This window comes from Kribbella lupini (genome assembly GCF_039529595.1).
In the GTDB taxonomy this organism is placed as follows: domain Bacteria; phylum Actinomycetota; class Actinomycetes; order Propionibacteriales; family Kribbellaceae; genus Kribbella; species Kribbella lupini.
In genome coordinates, this window is record NZ_BAAANC010000005.1 from 127,938 (window position 1) to 144,366 (window position 16,429).

Sequence of the window (16,429 nt, forward strand, 5' to 3'; positions counted from 1 at the left end):
TTTCACAGGCAGTCCCGTACGGCGGTGACGAGGTTGGACGCTCTGGCGTCGCCGTGGCCGATCATGCGGTTGGCCACGTAGGCGAAGGCGACGCCGTGCTCGTCGTCGCCGAACGCGAACTGGCCGCCGGCGCCGTCGTTGCCGAAGCTGCGGGCGCCGAGCATCGGGCGGAACGGCGAGTCGAGCAGGAAGCCGGATCCCCAGCGGGCGCCGACGTCGAAGCCGAGGTAGCCCTTGCCGGAGGAGACCTCGGTCAGCGCGTCGGTGAGCGTGGCGGGGGAGAGGAGCCGATCCTTTCCACTGACGGTTGTGGTGAAGAGCCCTGCCAGGCCGTCTGCTGAGGCGACCGCTCCCGCCCCGGGAAGCTCGATCGTCAGCAGGGCGGGGTCGTTCCAGCCGTGCGGCTCGTCCAGGCCCGGGAAGTTGAGGGCACCGTTCATCGTCACGATGCGGGTGAGCAGGTGTTCCGGCGGGGGCATCGGCGGCCGGCCCTCGGCCTCGAGCAGCCGCGCTCGATCGTCCAGCTCGTCAGCCGGCAGCCCGATCCACGCTCGCAACCCGAGCGGCTCGCCGATGGCCTTCCGGAAGTACTGCCCCGGCGTCAGCCCGGTGATGCGGCGGATCACCTCACCGAGCAGGAACCCGAAGACGTGCCCGTGGTACTCGTACGTCGTACCGGGCTCCCACAACGGCTCCTGCTCCTCGATCGCGTGCACCACCGGTGTCCACGCCGCGATCTCGTCGAACGACAGCGTCCGATCGAGCACCGGCAGGCCGGCGCGATGCCCGAGCACCATCCGGCTCGTGATCGACTCCTTGCCGAACTCAGGCCAGTACGCCGCGACCGGCGCGTCAAGGTCGAGCCGGCCCTGCTCGACGAGCAGGTGGATCGACAGGCTGACCAGGGCCTTCGCGCAGGAGAAGACCGGTACGACGGTCTCGCTGGTCCAAGGCCGGCCGGTCGCCTCGTCGGCGATCCCGCCGGTCAGGTCGACGACCTTGCGCCCGCCGGCGTACACCGCGACCGCGGCGCCGAGCTCGGGGAAGTCGTCGAAGTTCCGAGCGAACGCGTCGGCCACCGGGCCGAACCGCTCGTCGGCGTACCCGCTGGGCCGCATGATCCTCATCCTCCAGGTCGTCACGAACCCGGCCACCGTACGGTTCGCCGCCCTCGCCCACGAGCGAATTTCCGGAGCGCCGGTCGCGGAATGTGCGGACCAGGTGACGGAGTGGTCCGTTCTTGACTCGCTTCTCATGGCGACCTAAGGTCGTCTGTGTAAACGATTACAAGAACGATTACAGGAGCGCCGCGTGAGTCGTCCGACGATCGCCGCCGTGGCTCGGGCCGCGGGGGTTTCGGTGGCCTCGGTGTCGCGCGTGCTGAACGGCCTGCCGGCCACCGAGGAGATGGCCGAGCGGGTGCAGCGCGCGGTCGCCGAGCTCGGCTACGTGCCGGACTCGCGGGCGCGGTCACTGAAAGTTGGGCGGACGTTCCAGCTGACGCTGGCCGTCGCCGACGTCGGTAACCCGGTCTACGTGACGATGATGCGCGCGGTCGAGGAGGTCGTCTCCGCCGCCGGCTACCGGCTCGTGGTCACCACCACCGGCCCGGACGTCGTCGACGAGGTCGCCCTGGTCCGCGGCATGGCCCGCGGGTACGCCGACGGCCTGGTGATCAGCCCGCTGCGCGTCGACGACGACCTGATCAAGTCCATCCAGGAGTGCGACGTCCCGGTGGTCGTCGCCGGTAACGTCCCCGCCCGGGCCGGCGTCGACACCGTCCGCGCGAACTCCCCGAAGGGCATGCTGCTCGCCGTCGAGCACCTGCTCACCACCCAGCGCCACAAGGTTGCCTTCGTCAACGGCCCGGTCGACACCGTCCCGGGAACCGCCCGCTCCAAGGGCTTCACCGACGCGATGAAGGCGAACAGCCTGAACCCGGTGGCGCAGGTCGAGGCAGACGACTTCACGTTCGCCGCGGGCCGCGAAGCCGGCCGCCGCCTGCTCGACCAGCTCGGTCTGGAAACCACCCAGCCCAGCGCCGAAGGCGCGAGGGCCCCGGGCGGCGAGGCTTCCTCCCCCTCCTCTTTCCCCGCCGCCGGAGGCGGCGGGATCGACGCGGTGATCGCGGCGAACGACCTGCTCGCGGTGGGTGTGATGCACGAGCTGGCCGCGCGAGGCCTCCGAGTACCGGATGACGTCGCGGTGATCGGGATGGACGACAGTGAGCTGGCCGAGCAGTCCTTTCCGCCGTTGACGAGTGTGAACCTGGGGTCGGCCGAGCGGGGACGCCGGGCGGCCGAGTTGCTGCTGGCAAGGATCGAGGACGACACCCGGACCCCGCGCCGGATCGTGGTGCAGCCGTCCCTGAGTGTGCGGAGATCTTCATGACCACCCAAGCTGTTCTCGCGCCGGAGAGCGCGGCCGGGAAACCACCCGGCCGCGGCACCGGCCGCCCGAAGCAGAACCGGGAAGCGATCTTCCTGTTCCTGCCCGCGCTGATCCCGGTGCTGCTGCTCAGCGTGTACCCCCTGGTGAGGGGAATCGCGCTCGGCTTCACCGACGCCCGGGCCGGCCTGAACGTCGACACGAACTTCATCGGCTTCGGCAACTTCGGCAAGCTGCTGCACAACGACCTGTTCTGGGACTCCTTCCGGATCGGCCTGATCTGGACCGTCTCGGTCACCGTGCTGCAGTTCGTCGCCGCGCTCGGCCTGGCCCTGCTGCTGAACACCAACATCAGGTTTCGCGGCGTCGCGCGTACCCTCGCGCTGATCCCGTGGGCGATGCCGCCGGTGGTGGTCGCGATCATGTGGCGCCTGCTGCTGCACCCGACCAACGGCCCAGTCAACGACATCCTGCAGACCACGCACGTGACCGACCACCCGATCAACTTCCTCGGCGACTTCAGCACGGCGTTGCCCGCCGTGATCGTGGTCGGCATCTGGGTCGGCATGCCGATGACCACGGTCACGCTGCTGGCCGGCCTGCAGGGCATCGACCGTTCGCTGTACGAGGCGGCCGCGGTCGACGGCGCCGGCGCGTGGCGCCAGTTCTGGTACATCACGCTGCCGCAGCTGAAGACGGTGATCGTCGCGATCACCAGCCTGGACATGATCTGGAACTTCAACTCGTTCGGCCTGGTCTACGTGCTGACCGCGGGCGGCCCGGGCGGCAAGACGATGCTGCCGATGCTGTTCGCCTACAACGAGGCGTTCCGCTACGGCAACTTCGGGATGGCCGCCGCGATGGGTGACGTGATGGTCGTGATCATCATCGTGTTCCTGGCCTTCTACCTGCGCAACCGGTTGAGGAGCGAGGCATGAGAACGCGTCGCACCACCAGAGCAGCCCAGTACGTCGCCGTCCTGGCCTACCTGATGTTCCTCGGCTTCCCACTGGTCTGGCTGATCTCCGCGTCGCTCAAGTCGCCGCGCGAGTTCGCCAGCATCAACCCGACCTTCCTCCCGCAGGCGCCGACGTTCTCGAACTTCACCGGCGCGCTCGAGGAGCAGGGCCTGGTCCGCTCGATGCTGAACAGCTTGCAGATCTCGGTCGCCACGACCGTGCTGGTGCTGATCGTCTCGCTTCCGGTCGCGTACGCGCTGGCTCGCCTGCGCAGCCGGCTGCGGCCGATCACCAACGGCTGGATCCTGGTCAGCCAGGTGTTCCCGGTGATCCTGATCGTGATCCCGCTGTTCGTGATCCTGCGTCAGCTGCACCTGACCAACACGATCCCCGGCGTGGTGATCGTCTACATGGTCTGGTCGATGCCGTTCGCCCTGTGGATGCTGCAGGGGTACGTCGCCGCCGTACCGCGCGAGCTGGAGGAAGCGGCCTCGGTGGACGGCGCGAGCCGGCTGCGCACGATCGTCTCGATCGTGATGCCGCTGCTGCGGCCGGGACTGATCGCGACCGCGATGTTCACCTTCATCTCGGCGTGGAACGAGTTCTTCTTCGCCCTGGTCCTGCTGCAGGACCCCCAACTCAAGACGCTGCCGCTGGTGCTGGCCCGCTTCGTCGGGGCCGAGGGCCAGGTTCAGTTCGGCCCGCTGGCCGCCGCGTCCGTCCTGGCCACCGTGCCGAGTCTCGTGTTCTTCGCCTTCCTGCAACGCCGGCTCACGTCCGGCCTGCTGTCCGGCGCTGTCAAAGGTTAGAAAAGGAGTCCTTCGAATGAAAAAACTACTTGTAGGTCTGGTGGCGGCGGGCTCGCTGCTGGCCGTGGCCGCCTGCGGCAGCGGGAACGACGACAGCTCGGGCGACCCCGCGCCGGGCGAGAAGGTGACGCTGAAGTTCCAGAGCCTGGCCTTCCAGAAGACCACGGTCGCGGCGAGCAAGAAGATCGTCGCCGACTGGAACGCCGCGCACCCCGACATCCAGGTCGAGTACGTGCAGGGCAGCTGGGACTCCGTGCACGACCAGCTGGTCACCCAGTTCCAGGGCTCGACCGCGCCGGACATCATCCACGACGAGTCCGCCGACATCACCGGCTTCGCCAACCAGGGCTACCTGGCCGACCTCACGCCGTACCTGAGCCAGGAGACCAAGGACGCCGTCCCGGCCGGGGTGTGGGACACGGTCAAGTCCGGTGACGGCAAGATCGTCGCCGCGCCGACGCTGCTGCAGTCGTACGTCGTGTTCGGCAACTCCGCGCTGCTCAAGCAGGCGGGCGTCTCGGCCACCGGCGACTCGCTCAGCTGGGACCAGCTGCAGGCGGACGCGAAGAAGCTCACCAGCGGCGGCAAGTTCGGCCTCGGCTGGGGCCTGAAGAGCCCGACCGCGACCGTGCTGAACCTGGGCATGAACTTCGACGCCGCGTTCTTCGAGGGCACCGGCCGCGACGCCAAGGCCAAGATCGGCGACGCCGAGCTCGAGGTGCCGAAGCGCATCCACGCGATGGCCTACACCGACAAGTCGATCGACCCGACGTCGCTGACCCAGAGCGGTTCGGACGTGCTGCCGGGCTTCTTCGGCGGCAAGTACGCGATGGTGGTCGCGGGCAACTACACCGCCCAGCAGATGGTCGAGCAGGCGCCGAAGGGCTTCCAGTGGGAGGTGCTGCCGCCGCTGAAGGGCACGTCGGAGAAGCAGGCCGCGAACCCGCAGACGCTGTCGGTGCCGGCCGAGGGCAAGCACATCAAGCAGTCGGCGGAGTTCATCGACTTCTTCATGAAGGCCGAGAACCTGGCCGCGGTCGGTCAGGGCGACTGGTTGATCCCGACCACGCAGCCGGCCCGGGACGCGATCCAGAAGGCGACCGGTGGCAAGAACGGCTGGGCGCAGACGCTGGCCAGCGGTGCCGAGATGACCAAGGCGCCGTTCCAGAGCGTGGAGAACTACCCGAAGTGGAAGGACCAGATCGCCACTCCCGCGCTGCAGGAGTTCCTGGCGAACAAGATCGACCTCGCGACGCTCGGCCAGAAGCTGAACGACGGGTGGGGCCAGGTCAACAGCTGATGCCTGACCACGAGAAGTCACTGCTGGAGGACAAGTCGGTCGGAGCCCTGCTGGGCTCCGCCGCCGGGGACGCGATCGGCGGTGCGGTCGAGGGCTGGACGCCGGACGCGATCCGGGAACGGCACGGCGGGTGGGTGACCGGCATCGTCGGTCCCTGGTACGACGACTGGCGCAACGCGCGCCCGATCGCGCCGTACCACAAGGGCGACGGGCACATCACCGACGACACCTTGATGACGCACGCGCTGGTCGAGGTGTACGACGAGACCCGCGCGCATCTCGATGCGTACGCGATCGCCGAGAAGCTGGTGCCGAAGATGCTGGCCGGCAAGCGCTGGGTGCCGGAGCTCGAGGCGGACGCGCTGCTGCTGCAGCGGGTCTTCCTGGCCGAGAAGTGGCTGGTGGCCCGGTTGCACTACGGGCACATCGACCCGCGGGAGGCCGGCGTCGGCAACATCGTGAACTGCGGGGCGGCGATGTACGCCGCTCCGGTCGGGATCGCCAACGCCGGGGACCCGGCCGGCGCGTACGCCGAGGCGATCGACCTGGCCGGCGCGCACCAGTCGAGCTACGGGCGGGAGGCGGCCGGTGTGTTCGCGGCCGCCGTCGCCGCGGCAATGGTGCCTGAGGCAACGGCTTCGTCGGCGGTCGAGGCGGCGCTGGACCTGGCCAAGGACGGCACCCGCCTCGCCGTGGCCGCGGTCGCCGAGGTGGCCGAGGGGCTGGACGACTGGGAGCAGGCGATTCCCCTGCTGCGGAAGGCGATCGAGCCGTTCGACACGGTCGGCCCTGACTACCGCGACCAGTCGCTCGACGCGCGCCGTCCGAGCCGGACGAAGGCGATCGAGGAACTGCCGGTCGCGCTGGGGTTCGTCCTCGTGTCCGGTGGAGACGTGCGGCAGGCGGTGCTCGGCGGGACGAACTACGGCCGTGACGCCGACTCGATCGCGTCGATGGCCGGCGCGGTGGCCGGCGCGCTGAGCGGGCGGGCCGGCGTACCGGAGGAGTGGACGTCGCGGATCGCCGAGGCCAGCAAGACCGATCTGGTCGCGCCCGGCCGGGTGATGGCGTCGGTCGCGCGTGACCTGCGGGCGGCGGACGCCGAGCGGTGGGCCCGGCGTACGGCCGCCCTCGACGCACTGAACTGACTGGAGGAACAACCCTGATGAGACTGACCTGGGTGCAGCCGGAAGACCTGCTGCCGCACCAGCTGGTCCAGTCCGCAGCCGAAGGCGCCGACGTCCGGGACATCACCACCCGCTGGCTTGCCGCGGGTGGGTCGACGGAGGCGCCGGTGTCGGGCGCCTCGGCGCAGCCGGCCACACCCGAACTGCGAGCGCTCGCCCGCGAGTTGCTGAAGGAACTTGATGAGTTGACTCCGGTGTGGACCGCACCGGAGATCCCCGTACTTCCCCTGCTCGAGGGCGATTCGTTCCGTGGGGTGGAACGGCGGGTTTTGGAGGGTTGGGTGGGCCGGGCGGCGGGCAATCTGCTCGGGAAGCCGGTGGAGAAGATTCCTCGGGTGGGGATTCGGGAGATCTTGGGGAGTTCGGGGCAGTGGCCTTTGCGGCAGTACGTGACGGCGGTGGGGGTGCCTGACGAGGTGCAGGCGCGGTGGCCGTGGAACCGGCGGTCGAAGCCGACGAGTCTGCGCGAGAACATCGCCGGGATGCCGGAGGACGACGACCTCAACTTCGCGATCCTCGCGTTGCGGCTGGTCGAGAAGCACGGTGACGAGTTGACCACCGAGGACGTGGCGCAGGCCTGGTTGAGCGATCTGCCGGCCGGTCGCGTGTTCACCGCCGAGCGGGTCGCCTACCGTAACCTGCTCGACGGCGTCGATCCCGAACGCGCGGCTCTCGTGCGCAACCCGTTCCGCTGGTGGATCGGCGCGCAGATCCGGACCGACGTCTACGGCTGGGTGCACCCCGGTGACCGTACGGCGGCCGCCCGCCTCGCGTTGACCGACGCCCGCCTGAGCCACACCGGCGCGGGCGTCGACGGCGCGATCTGGGTGGCGGCGATGTCTGCCGCCGCGCTCGTCCTCGACGACCCGCGCGAGGTGGCTCTGGCCGGCCTCGAGGCCATCGCGGCCGACAGCGAGATCGCCCGCGCGGTCCACCTCGGCCTGTCCCTGGCCGACCACGAGCTCGACGACGCGCTCGACGTCCTGCACGCCGACTACGGCCACCTGCACTGGGTCCACGCGGTCAACAACAGCGCGCTCACGGCGTACGCGCTGACTGCCCCGGACTTCGCGACCGGTGTCGGTCGCGCGGTGATGGGCGGCTGGGACACCGACTCCGTCGGCGCGACCGTCGGCGCTGTGCTTGGCGCCGTCCGCGGTGTTCCGTCAGAGTGGTCGGAACCGCTCGACAACCGGCTGGCCACCAGCCTGCCGGGGATGAACCAGGTCTCGTTCGACGAGCTCGCCGCGCGGACCCTGGCTGTGGCGAAGGAGAACCGGCGTGGCTGACGTCGTGGTCGTGGGCAGCGCGAACGTGGACCTGGTGCTTCCGGTCCAGCGGATCCCGCGTCCCGGCGAGACCGTGCTCGCGTCGGGCTTGACCCGCGGTCCGGGCGGCAAGGGCGCGAACCAGGCGGTCGCCTCCGCCCGGGCCGGTGCGTCGACGGCGTTCGTCGCGGCGCTCGGTGCGGACGACGGGGGAGCGCTGCTGCGCGAGGCCCTGGACGGGGTCGACCTGTCGCTGGTGCAGATCGTCGATGCGCCGACTGGTACGGCGATCATCACGGTCGACGCCGACGGCGAGAACGCGATCACCGTGGCGCCCTCGGCGAACGCCGAGCTGCGGTTGACGCCTGAGGCCCGCGCGGCCGTGGCCGAGGCGAAAATAGTCCTTTCCCAACTGGAGATTCCGTTCGGTACGGTGCAGGCGGCGGCCGAGGCGAGCAGGTACTTCATCCTGAACGCCGCACCGGCCGCCGAGCTGTCCGACGAGTTGCTGGGGCATGTCGACCTGCTGGTCGTGAACGAGACGGAGGCCGAAGCGGTAGCTGGAACGAAGCGGTCCGCACTGCTGGACCGGGTGCCGGCCGCGGTGGTGACACTGGGCGCCGAGGGCGCGGTGATCCTGACCCGTGGGGCGGACGAGGTCCGCGTCCCGGCGGTCCAGGTCGAGGTGGTCGACACGACCGCCGCCGGCGACACCTTCTGCGGAGTTCTTGCCGCGACACTTGCTGCGACATCAACTACAGCGCGCGACCTGACGAATGCGGTCCGACGCGCTACCGTTGCAGCTTCATTGAGTGTTCAGACCGCGGGGGCCATCCCCTCGGTGCCTCACGGGGAAGCTGTCGACGCGCGCGTTGCGGAGGTGTACCTGTGAACCCGCTGGAGCCGAGGCCTATCGATCTGCCCGCGAAGGTCGATCTCGGCCTCCGGGCCGACCTGAGTTTCCTCGACGACGCCAAGATCCTCGGCGCTCCCGAGGACCCGGCCGACCTGCCGCGCTGGCGGGGCAAGCTGGCCGAGTGGCTGATGGGCGCCTACGGGCGGACGGCGTACGACGGCGGCTCGCACTACGAGGAGCCCGGTCGCGAGTGGACCCAGACGGCGTACTCGGTGGCGCTGGTCTGGCTCTGGGACGACCAGCTGTACGACGTCGCGACCGGGTCCTTCACCCCGGCGAAGTTCGTGCAGCACGGCGTCGAGGACTTCGGCGGGTACGACGCGGTGGTGCTGTGGCACGCCTACCCGGTGATCGGGATCGACTCGCGCAACCAGTTCGACTTCTACCGCGACGTTCCGGGCCTGAAGCAACTGGTCGACGACCTGCACGGGCTCGGGCTGAAGGTGTTCTTCGACTACAACCCGTGGGACGTCGGCACCCGCCGCGCCGACGGTCCGGACGCCGAGGAGTTCGCCTCGCTGGTCGCCGACTTCGGGGCCGACGGCGCCTTCCTGGACACGTTGAAGGAAGGCGACCCGGCCTTCACCCGGGCGCTGAACAAGGTGAACCCGGCGATCGCCTTCGAGGGCGAGTCACGGTTGCCCTTGGCAAGGATCTCGGACCACGCGCTGTCCTGGGCGCAGTGGTTCGCCGACACCCGGGCGCCCGGTGTCCTGCGGGCGCACCTGTTCGAGCGCCGGCACATGATGCACCACACCCGGCGCTGGAACCGCGACCACAGCGACGAGCTGCAGTCGGCCTGGGTCAACGGCGTCGGCATCCTGGTCTGGGAGAGCGTGTTCGGCGCGTGGGTCGGCTGGAACGCCCGTGACCGCGCGACGCTGCGGCGGATGGTCGCGGCCCAGAGAGCGTTCTCTCCGGTGCTCATCAACGGCGACTGGATCCCGCTGACCCCGGAGATCCCGGACAAGGCCCGCGAGCACGGCGTCTTCGGTTCGCGCTTCGAGCTGGCCGACATCACCTTCTGGACGCTGATCAACCGCGACGACGAGGACTTCGACGGCATCGTGCTGAAGTCGGAGGACCAGGTCGGCGACTGGTACGACGTGACGTCCGGCGTACCGATCACCGCGGACGACGACGGCGTGCGCCTCGTCGTACCGGGGCGTGGAGTGGCCGGGATCGTGCGGGTCGGCGCGACGGCCGGCGCGACCTGCCGGGCGACCGCTCGGCGGCTCGGGACGATGTCGCGGCCGCACGTCAAGGACTCGGCGTTCCCGGTGGCGCCCGGCCGGCGGGTGCCGCCGCCGATGCCGGTCGGTGAGGCGTCGTTCGGGCCGGTGGTCGTGGTCCCCGCCGGAGATCGCTCGCTCGTCGTGCGTCACCGGCGGCGCGAGACCGGGCTGTACGACGAAGCGCCGTACGTGGAGGAGTGGAAGCCGTTGCCTCCGCGCCTGCACGACCAGCAGACGCTGCAGCGCGACGTGTCGCTGGCGGAGGTCTCGGTCGCCGTCCGCGAGGTGACGAACGCCGAGTACTTCGAGTTCTTGAAAGCCAGCGACTATCAGCCGCTGGTGGGGAACCGCTTCCTCGCGCACTGGGTCGAGGGCGCTCCGGCGCCCGGGACCGAGGACCAGCCGGTGACGTACGTCGATCTGGCGGACGCGCGGGCGTACGCCGAGTGGGCCGGTGGTCGCCTGCCGACCGAGGACGAGTGGCAGGTTGCCGCTGGTCTCGACGGGTTCACGCGACTGGAGCCTCTGGTCTGGAACTGGACGGAGTCCGAGCACCGCGACGGGCGCAGCCGGTTCTGCATCCTCAAGGGCGGTTCCTGGTACGCCGCCGAGGGCTCGGACTGGTACGCCGACGGTGGACCGCAGGAGCCGGAGGTCAGCTTCAAGCTCGTCCTCACCGGCGGTGGCCTCGACCGCTCGGAGACCATCGGCTTCCGGTGCGCGCGGTGAGAACTGCACCTCTCAGCGGAGTGAAGGTGGTCGAGGCGGCCACTCTCTTCGCCGGTCCGCTCGCCGCGACCTTCCTCGGCGACTTCGGCGCCGACGTCACCAAGATCGAGCACCCGGCGCGCCCCGACGCGGCGCGTGGGCACGGTGCTTCGAAGGACGGCATCGGGTTGTGGTTCAAGACGCTGGGCCGGAACAAGCGCCTCGCCACGCTCGACCTGTCTCGCGGCCGCGAGGTCTTCCTCGACCTGATCCGCGAGCAGGACGTCCTGGTCGAGAACTTCCGCCCGGGCACCCTCGAGCGCTGGGGCCTCGGCCCCGACGTACTGCTCGAGGCCAACCCGCGCCTCGTCATCGCTCGCGTGACCGCGTTCGGTCAGGTCGGCCCGTGGTCGAGCCGGCCCGGGTTCGGTTCGTTGGCGGAGGCAATGAGCGGGTTCGCCGCGGTCACCGGTGAGCCCGACGGCCCGCCGACGCTTCCGCCGTTCGGGCTCGCGGACGGGATCACCGCGCTCGCGACGGCGTACGCCGTCCTGGTCGCGCTCCGCGAACGCGACCGATCGGGCCAGGGGCAGGTGATCGACATGGCGATCATCGAACCGATCCTGATGATGCTCGGCGGCCAGATCACGGCGTACCAGCAGACCGGGTACGTCCAGCCGCGGCTCGGAAACCGCTCGTCGAACAACGCGCCACGCAACGTGTACCAGACCGCGGACGGGCGCTGGGTCGCCGTCTCGACCAGCTCGCAGAGCATCGCCGAGCGCGTCGTCACCCTGGTCGGCCGCGCCGACCTGGTGGCTCAGCCGTGGTTCGGCACCGGTCGCGAACGCGCCGAGCACGCCGACGAGCTCGACGAGGCCGTCGGCTCCTGGATCGCGGAACGCTCGCTCGACGAGGTCATGCTCGCCTTCGAGAAGGCCGAGGCGGCGGTCGGGCCGGTGCACGACGTCCGCGGCATCGTCGAGGACCCGCAGTACGCCGCGCTGAACACGATCACCACGATCGAGGACGACGAGCTGGGCGGTCCGGTGGCGATGCAGAACGTGCTCTTCCGGCTGTCGGAGACGCCGGGCGAGATCCGCTGGGCGGGGCGTCCGCACGGCGCCGACACGGACGCGGTGCTGGCCGAGATCGGTGTGACGCCGGAGCAGTTGGCCGCTCTTCGCGAGTCGGGCGTGGTGTAGGTGATGCTCGCGACAACTCTCGCGGGGGCCGGCGAACTCGTCGGGGTGGGAGCGCCGTGCTGACCGCGTTGTACGTACCGGCGAATCGGCCGGACCGGTTCGCGAAGGCTGTTGCCGCGGGCCCCGATCTGGTGGTGTTCGACCTCGAGGACGCCGTACCGGTGGACGACAAGGCGGACGCGCGCGGATGGGCCGTGGCGTGGATCGCGGCCCGGGCTTCGTCGGCGTTCGAGGTGCGGGTGAACGCGCCCGGTACGCCGTGGATCGAGGACGACCTGGCCGCGCTGGCGGCGGTCCCCGAGGTCCGGGTGCGGCTGCCGAAGGTGGAGAGCGCGGCCGACGTCCTGGCGGTGCTGGATCAGGTGCCCTCGGCGAGGATCACCGCACTCATCGAGTCCCCGCTGGGGTTGGAACGCGCGTTCGAGATCGCCTCCGCGGACCCGCGCGTGACGGCGGTCGCGTTGGGCGAGGCCGATCTCGCCAGCTCCCTCGGCGTCGACGGCCCGGCGGGACTGGCGTGGGCCCGTGGTCGCCTGGTCTCGGCCTCTCGAGCCGCCGGGCTGGGTGCGCCGATGATGTCGGTGTACCCGCACGTCAACGACGAGGAAGGCCTACGCCGTACGAGCGTCGAAGGGCGGGCGCTCGGCTTCGTCGGCCGCACGGCGATCCATCCCCGCCAGCTCGCGCCGATCGTGGAGTCCTTCACGCCCACCGCCACCCAGTTGGCCGACGCGGCCGACCTCCTGGCCGCGGTGGAGAAGGCCGGCGTGGCCGAGGGCGGCGTGATCGTCCTGCCCGACGGCCGCATGGTCGACCCGGCGATGCTCGGCCGGGCGCGGGAGCTGACGACGCTGATGCAGCAGATCGAGTCCCGCCAGAGCTGAAGTCGCCCTCTGGGGTATCTGCGCGGAGTTGAGCGCCGTACGTCGTGTGACGAGCGGCATGCTTTAGGGTCGTAGGCATGCTTCCTCGCAGGGTGGACGCCGTGGTGATCGGCTCGGGGCCTAACGGGCTGGTGAGCGCGGTCGAGCTGGCCGATGCCGGGTGGGACGTGCTGGTGCTGGAGGCCGAGGAGACCTTCGGTGGAGCGGTGCGGTCGACCACCGAGGACGGGTGGGTGAGCGACCGGTACAGCTCGAACTACCCGCTGGGGATGGCGTCGCCGGTGTTCCGGGCGATGGAGCTGGAGAAGTTCGGGCTGAAGTGGGCGCACGCGCCACTCGCGCTCGCGCACCTGCTCGACCCGGAGACCTCCGCGGCGATCCACCCGGATCCGAACGACACGGCGGCCTCGATCTCCAAGGATCATCCGGCTGATGGCGATGCGTGGTTGGACCTGTACTCCAAGTACGTGAAGATCCGCGAGCCGTTCCTGCAGTCGCTGCTGACCACCTGGCCGCCCGTCCTTCCGGCCGCGCGACTGACGCGGCGGCTCGGGTCGGCGGGGGAGCTGATCCGGTTCGCGCGGTTCATGGCGATGCCGATGCACCGGATGGCGCAGGAGCTGTTCGAGGGCCCCGGCGGCCGCGCGCTGCTCGCCGGGAACTCGTTCCACGCGGACGCGCCACTCAACGGCTCGGTGAGCGGCACGATGGGCTGGCTGCTCGCGATGCTCGCGCAGGACGTCGGCTACCCGGTCGCAGAGGGTGGGTCGAGTGCTCTGTCGAACGCACTCCGTCGCCGTGCCGAACGCGCGGGCGCGCTGTTCGTCGCCGGCACCCCGGTCACCGGGATCGAGCTCACCGGCGACCGCGCGACCGCCGTACGGACTGCCTCAGGCGAACGCATCGCGGTCAGCCGCGCGGTGATCGGCGACGTCTCGGCCCCCACGCTGTACGACGTACTGTTGCCGGAGGCAAGCGTTCCGGCCGGGTTGCGGCGGGACCTGGAGCGGTTCGAGTGGGACTACCCGACGGTGAAGGTCAACTACCGCCTCCGCGGCCCGATCCCGTGGAACTCCGGCGAGGCGCGCCGGGCCGGCGTCGTCCACCTCGGGGGTACGGCGGACGACCTGATCCACGTGTCGGCCGACCTGGAGACGGGACGGTTGCCGTCGGCACCGTTCATGCTGATCGGCCAGACCACGAAGTCTGACCCGACGCGCTCGCCGGAGGGCACGGAGGCGGTCTGGGCGTACTCGCACCTGCCACGCGGCATCGCCGACGACGCCTCCGCCGAGAAGCTCGGCGACCGGATGGACCGGCACATCGAGCGGTACGCGCCCGGGTTCTCCGAGCTGGTGCTCGACCGCGACCTGCAGCGGCCGATGGACTTCGTGGGCGACAACGCGTCCCTCGGCCTCGGCGCTCTGGGCGGCGGGACGGCGCAGTTGCACCAGCAGCTCATCTTCCGCCCGACGGTCGGCCTGGGCAGCGCACGCACGTACGTGAGCGGTCTGTACCTGGGCAGCTCCGCCATCCACCCCGGCCCCGGCGTCCACGGCGCCTGCGGGCATCTGGCCGCGCGGACGGCCCTGCGGGATGCCTCGCTGTTGGGTCCGGTCACGAGGGCTTTTCCGACCGCCGCCCTCCGCCGTCTCCAGCGCTAGGCGCGCTGCTTCAGGCGGACGGGACGGCCGGCGGGCGCAGGCCGAGCCACTGGTCGGCGTCCCACGCGTGGAAGCGTTCGAGTTCGGCGAACCCGAGCTTCGCCGCGAGGCGCATCGAGCTGGTGTTGGCGGTTTGGGTGGCGAGCACCACCGGCTCGCCGGGGAGGACGCTGTCGAGCCAGTCGAGCGCTGCGGCGCACGCTTCGGCGGCGTACCCGGAACCCCACGACCGCGGCAGGAACAGGTAGCCGAGGTCGATCTTGCCGACGGCTGCCGGGCGGTGCTCGGTCGCTCTCCTGAGCAGGACCTGGCCGATCATCTTCCCGTCGAGCTCGACGACGAAGCCTCCGGGGAACCGCCCGGGAACGGCCGGGAGCGCGCGCTCGAGCTCGTCGCGCGGCCGAGGGCCGCCGAGGTAGGTGTTGACCTCCGGCGACGCCAGCAGTTCGACGAACGCCGGACGGTCCCGCGCCTCGGATTCGCGCAGCACGAGCCGCTCGGTCCGGATCGGTGCGGGCGGCCACGCGACATCTCCGAGCTCGTTCACGCCCGCCAGCCAATCAGCACCCGCGTCGCCGATCAAGCCAGGCGAGTGGGCGAGCAGCAACAGGTCGAGAGCTTCCGAGGCCGACTGTGGTTCGGTGCCCGTATAGGCTCCGAATCCATGACGGAGATCGAGCCGCTGCTACGGGAACTGACGCCCCAGGTGCTGGGGTTTCTGGCTCGGCGGTACGGGCAGTTCGATCTGTGCGAGGACGCCGTGCAGGAGGCCCTGCTCGCGGCGGCCACGCAGTGGCCGGTGGACGGCGTACCGGCGAACCCGCGGGGCTGGCTGATCACCGTCGCGACGCGTCGGCTGACCGACCAGTTCCGGAGTGAAAGCGCGCGCCGCAAGCGCGAGGACTCGGTCGCCGGCATGGCCGAGCTGGTGGCGCCCGGTGCGGACGAGGACCAGCCGGCGGAGGGTGACGACACGCTGACGCTGCTGTTCCTGTGCTGCCACCCGGCGGTCACTCCGGCCTCGCAGGTCGCGTTGACGCTGCGTGCGGTCGGCGGGCTCGGTACGGCGGAGATCGCGCGCGCGTTCATGGTGCCGGAGGCAACGATGGCCCCGCGGATCAGCCGGGCGAAGAAGAGCATCAAGGCGGCCGGCAGCCGGTTCGTGCTGCCGCCGGAGGAGGAGCGCGCGGACCGGCTGCGCGTCGTGCTGCAGGTGCTCTACCTGATCTTCAACGAGGGCTACACGGCCAGCTCCGGCGAGGAGCTGCAGCGGGTCGAGCTGACCGCCGAGGCGATCCGGCTGACCCGGATGCTGCGCGAGTCGCTGCCGGACGAAGGTGAAGTGGCCGGTCTGCTCGCGCTGATGCTGCTCACCGACGCGCGGCGGGCCGCCCGGACGACCGACGGCGGCGAGCTGATCCCGATCGACGAGCAGGACCGCACGCTGTGGAACCGGGAGTCCATCGAGGAGGGCGCGGCGCTGATCCTGCGCACGTTGGCCAGCGGCGAGGTCGGGCCGTACCAGCTGCAGGCCGCGATCGCCGCCGTCCATGCCGAAGCACCGACCGCCGAGGAGACCGACTGGCGGCAGATCCTCGCGCTGTACGTGCTGCTGGAGAAGCTCGCGCCGAACCCGATGGTCACGCTCAACCGCGCCATCGCGCTCGCTCAGGTCGAGGGACCGCAGGCCGGGCTGGACCTGCTGGCGACGCTGGACGACAACAAACTCCTGGCCGACAACCACCGGCTGGACGCCGTACGGGCTCACCTGCTGGAGCGAGCCGGCCAGCCGGCGGCCGCGCGGGAGCACTTCCTCGCGGCAGCCCGCCGTACGACGAGCCTGCCGGAGCAGCGCTACCTCACGGCGAAAGCCGCCGGGATCACCGACGGCTGACGCCTGCTGGTA

14 protein-coding genes are annotated in these 16,429 nt (G+C 70.5%); 12 read left to right on the forward strand and 2 right to left on the reverse strand.

Annotation, left to right across the window (positions count from 1 at the left end; translation table 11 throughout):
• Positions 1–2: 2 nt before the first annotated feature.
• Entirely contained in the window at positions 3–1,118 is a 1,116-nt protein-coding gene (locus ABD235_RS37210; protein WP_344182936.1) for a serine hydrolase domain-containing protein, read from the reverse strand.
• Between the two features lie 193 nt (positions 1,119–1,311).
• On the opposite strand from ABD235_RS37210, the gene ABD235_RS37215 reads away from it, so the two are divergent.
• The 11 genes from ABD235_RS37215 to ABD235_RS37265 all read left to right on the forward strand — a co-directional run bounded on the left by ABD235_RS37215 (position 1,312) and on the right by ABD235_RS37265 (position 14,523).
• Positions 1,312–2,391, forward strand: coding sequence for a LacI family DNA-binding transcriptional regulator (locus tag ABD235_RS37215; protein ID WP_344182938.1), 1,080 nt, complete (start codon positions 1,312–1,314; stop codon positions 2,389–2,391).
• Complete coding sequence (locus tag ABD235_RS37220; protein ID WP_344182940.1) at positions 2,388–3,326, forward strand: carbohydrate ABC transporter permease; 939 nt, start codon at positions 2,388–2,390, stop codon at positions 3,324–3,326. Before ABD235_RS37215 ends, ABD235_RS37220 begins: the two co-directional genes overlap by 4 nt.
• Complete coding sequence (locus ABD235_RS37225; protein ID WP_344182942.1) at positions 3,323–4,156, forward strand: carbohydrate ABC transporter permease; 834 nt, start codon at positions 3,323–3,325, stop codon at positions 4,154–4,156. Before ABD235_RS37220 ends, ABD235_RS37225 begins: the two co-directional genes overlap by 4 nt.
• A gap of 16 nt (positions 4,157–4,172) precedes the next feature.
• Positions 4,173–5,456: an ABC transporter substrate-binding protein gene (locus tag ABD235_RS37230; protein WP_344182944.1), complete on the forward strand. Its 1,284-nt coding sequence runs from the start codon at positions 4,173–4,175 to the stop codon at positions 5,454–5,456.
• Complete coding sequence (locus ABD235_RS37235; protein ID WP_344182946.1) at positions 5,456–6,604, forward strand: ADP-ribosylglycohydrolase family protein; 1,149 nt, start codon at positions 5,456–5,458, stop codon at positions 6,602–6,604. The genes ABD235_RS37230 and ABD235_RS37235 overlap by 1 nt, the downstream gene beginning before the upstream one ends.
• 17 nt (positions 6,605–6,621) lie before the next feature.
• Complete coding sequence (locus ABD235_RS37240; RefSeq protein WP_344182948.1) at positions 6,622–7,932, forward strand: ADP-ribosylglycohydrolase family protein; 1,311 nt, start codon at positions 6,622–6,624, stop codon at positions 7,930–7,932.
• Positions 7,925–8,803 carry a ribokinase gene (locus ABD235_RS37245; RefSeq protein WP_344182950.1) on the forward strand — a complete coding sequence of 293 codons (879 nt, stop codon included), beginning with the start codon at positions 7,925–7,927 and terminating at the stop codon, positions 8,801–8,803. The genes ABD235_RS37240 and ABD235_RS37245 overlap by 8 nt, the downstream gene beginning before the upstream one ends.
• On the forward strand, positions 8,800–10,791 hold the full coding sequence (locus ABD235_RS37250; protein WP_344182952.1) for a formylglycine-generating enzyme family protein: 1,992 nt from the start codon (positions 8,800–8,802) through the stop codon (positions 10,789–10,791). The genes ABD235_RS37245 and ABD235_RS37250 overlap by 4 nt, the downstream gene beginning before the upstream one ends.
• Positions 10,788–11,975 carry a CaiB/BaiF CoA transferase family protein gene (locus ABD235_RS37255; RefSeq protein WP_344182953.1) on the forward strand — a complete coding sequence of 396 codons (1,188 nt, stop codon included), beginning with the start codon at positions 10,788–10,790 and terminating at the stop codon, positions 11,973–11,975. The genes ABD235_RS37250 and ABD235_RS37255 overlap by 4 nt, the downstream gene beginning before the upstream one ends.
• A 56-nt stretch (positions 11,976–12,031) precedes the next feature.
• Positions 12,032–12,859 (forward strand): HpcH/HpaI aldolase/citrate lyase family protein, encoded by an 828-nt coding sequence (locus ABD235_RS37260; protein WP_344182955.1) that lies wholly within the window; start codon positions 12,032–12,034, stop codon positions 12,857–12,859.
• Between the two features lie 77 nt (positions 12,860–12,936).
• Complete coding sequence (locus tag ABD235_RS37265; protein WP_344182957.1) at positions 12,937–14,523, forward strand: phytoene desaturase family protein; 1,587 nt, start codon at positions 12,937–12,939, stop codon at positions 14,521–14,523.
• A gap of 10 nt (positions 14,524–14,533) precedes the next feature.
• Here ABD235_RS37265 and ABD235_RS37270 read toward each other — a convergent pair whose 3' ends face one another.
• The gene (locus tag ABD235_RS37270; RefSeq protein ID WP_344182958.1) at positions 14,534–15,070 is read right to left on the reverse strand and encodes a GNAT family N-acetyltransferase; all 537 of its coding nucleotides are present in this window, start codon (positions 15,068–15,070) and stop codon (positions 14,534–14,536) included.
• 117 nt (positions 15,071–15,187) lie between these two features.
• On the opposite strand from ABD235_RS37270, the gene ABD235_RS37275 reads away from it, so the two are divergent.
• Complete coding sequence (locus ABD235_RS37275; protein WP_344182960.1) at positions 15,188–16,417, forward strand: RNA polymerase sigma factor; 1,230 nt, start codon at positions 15,188–15,190, stop codon at positions 16,415–16,417.
• The last annotated feature ends 12 nt before the right edge of the window (positions 16,418–16,429 follow it).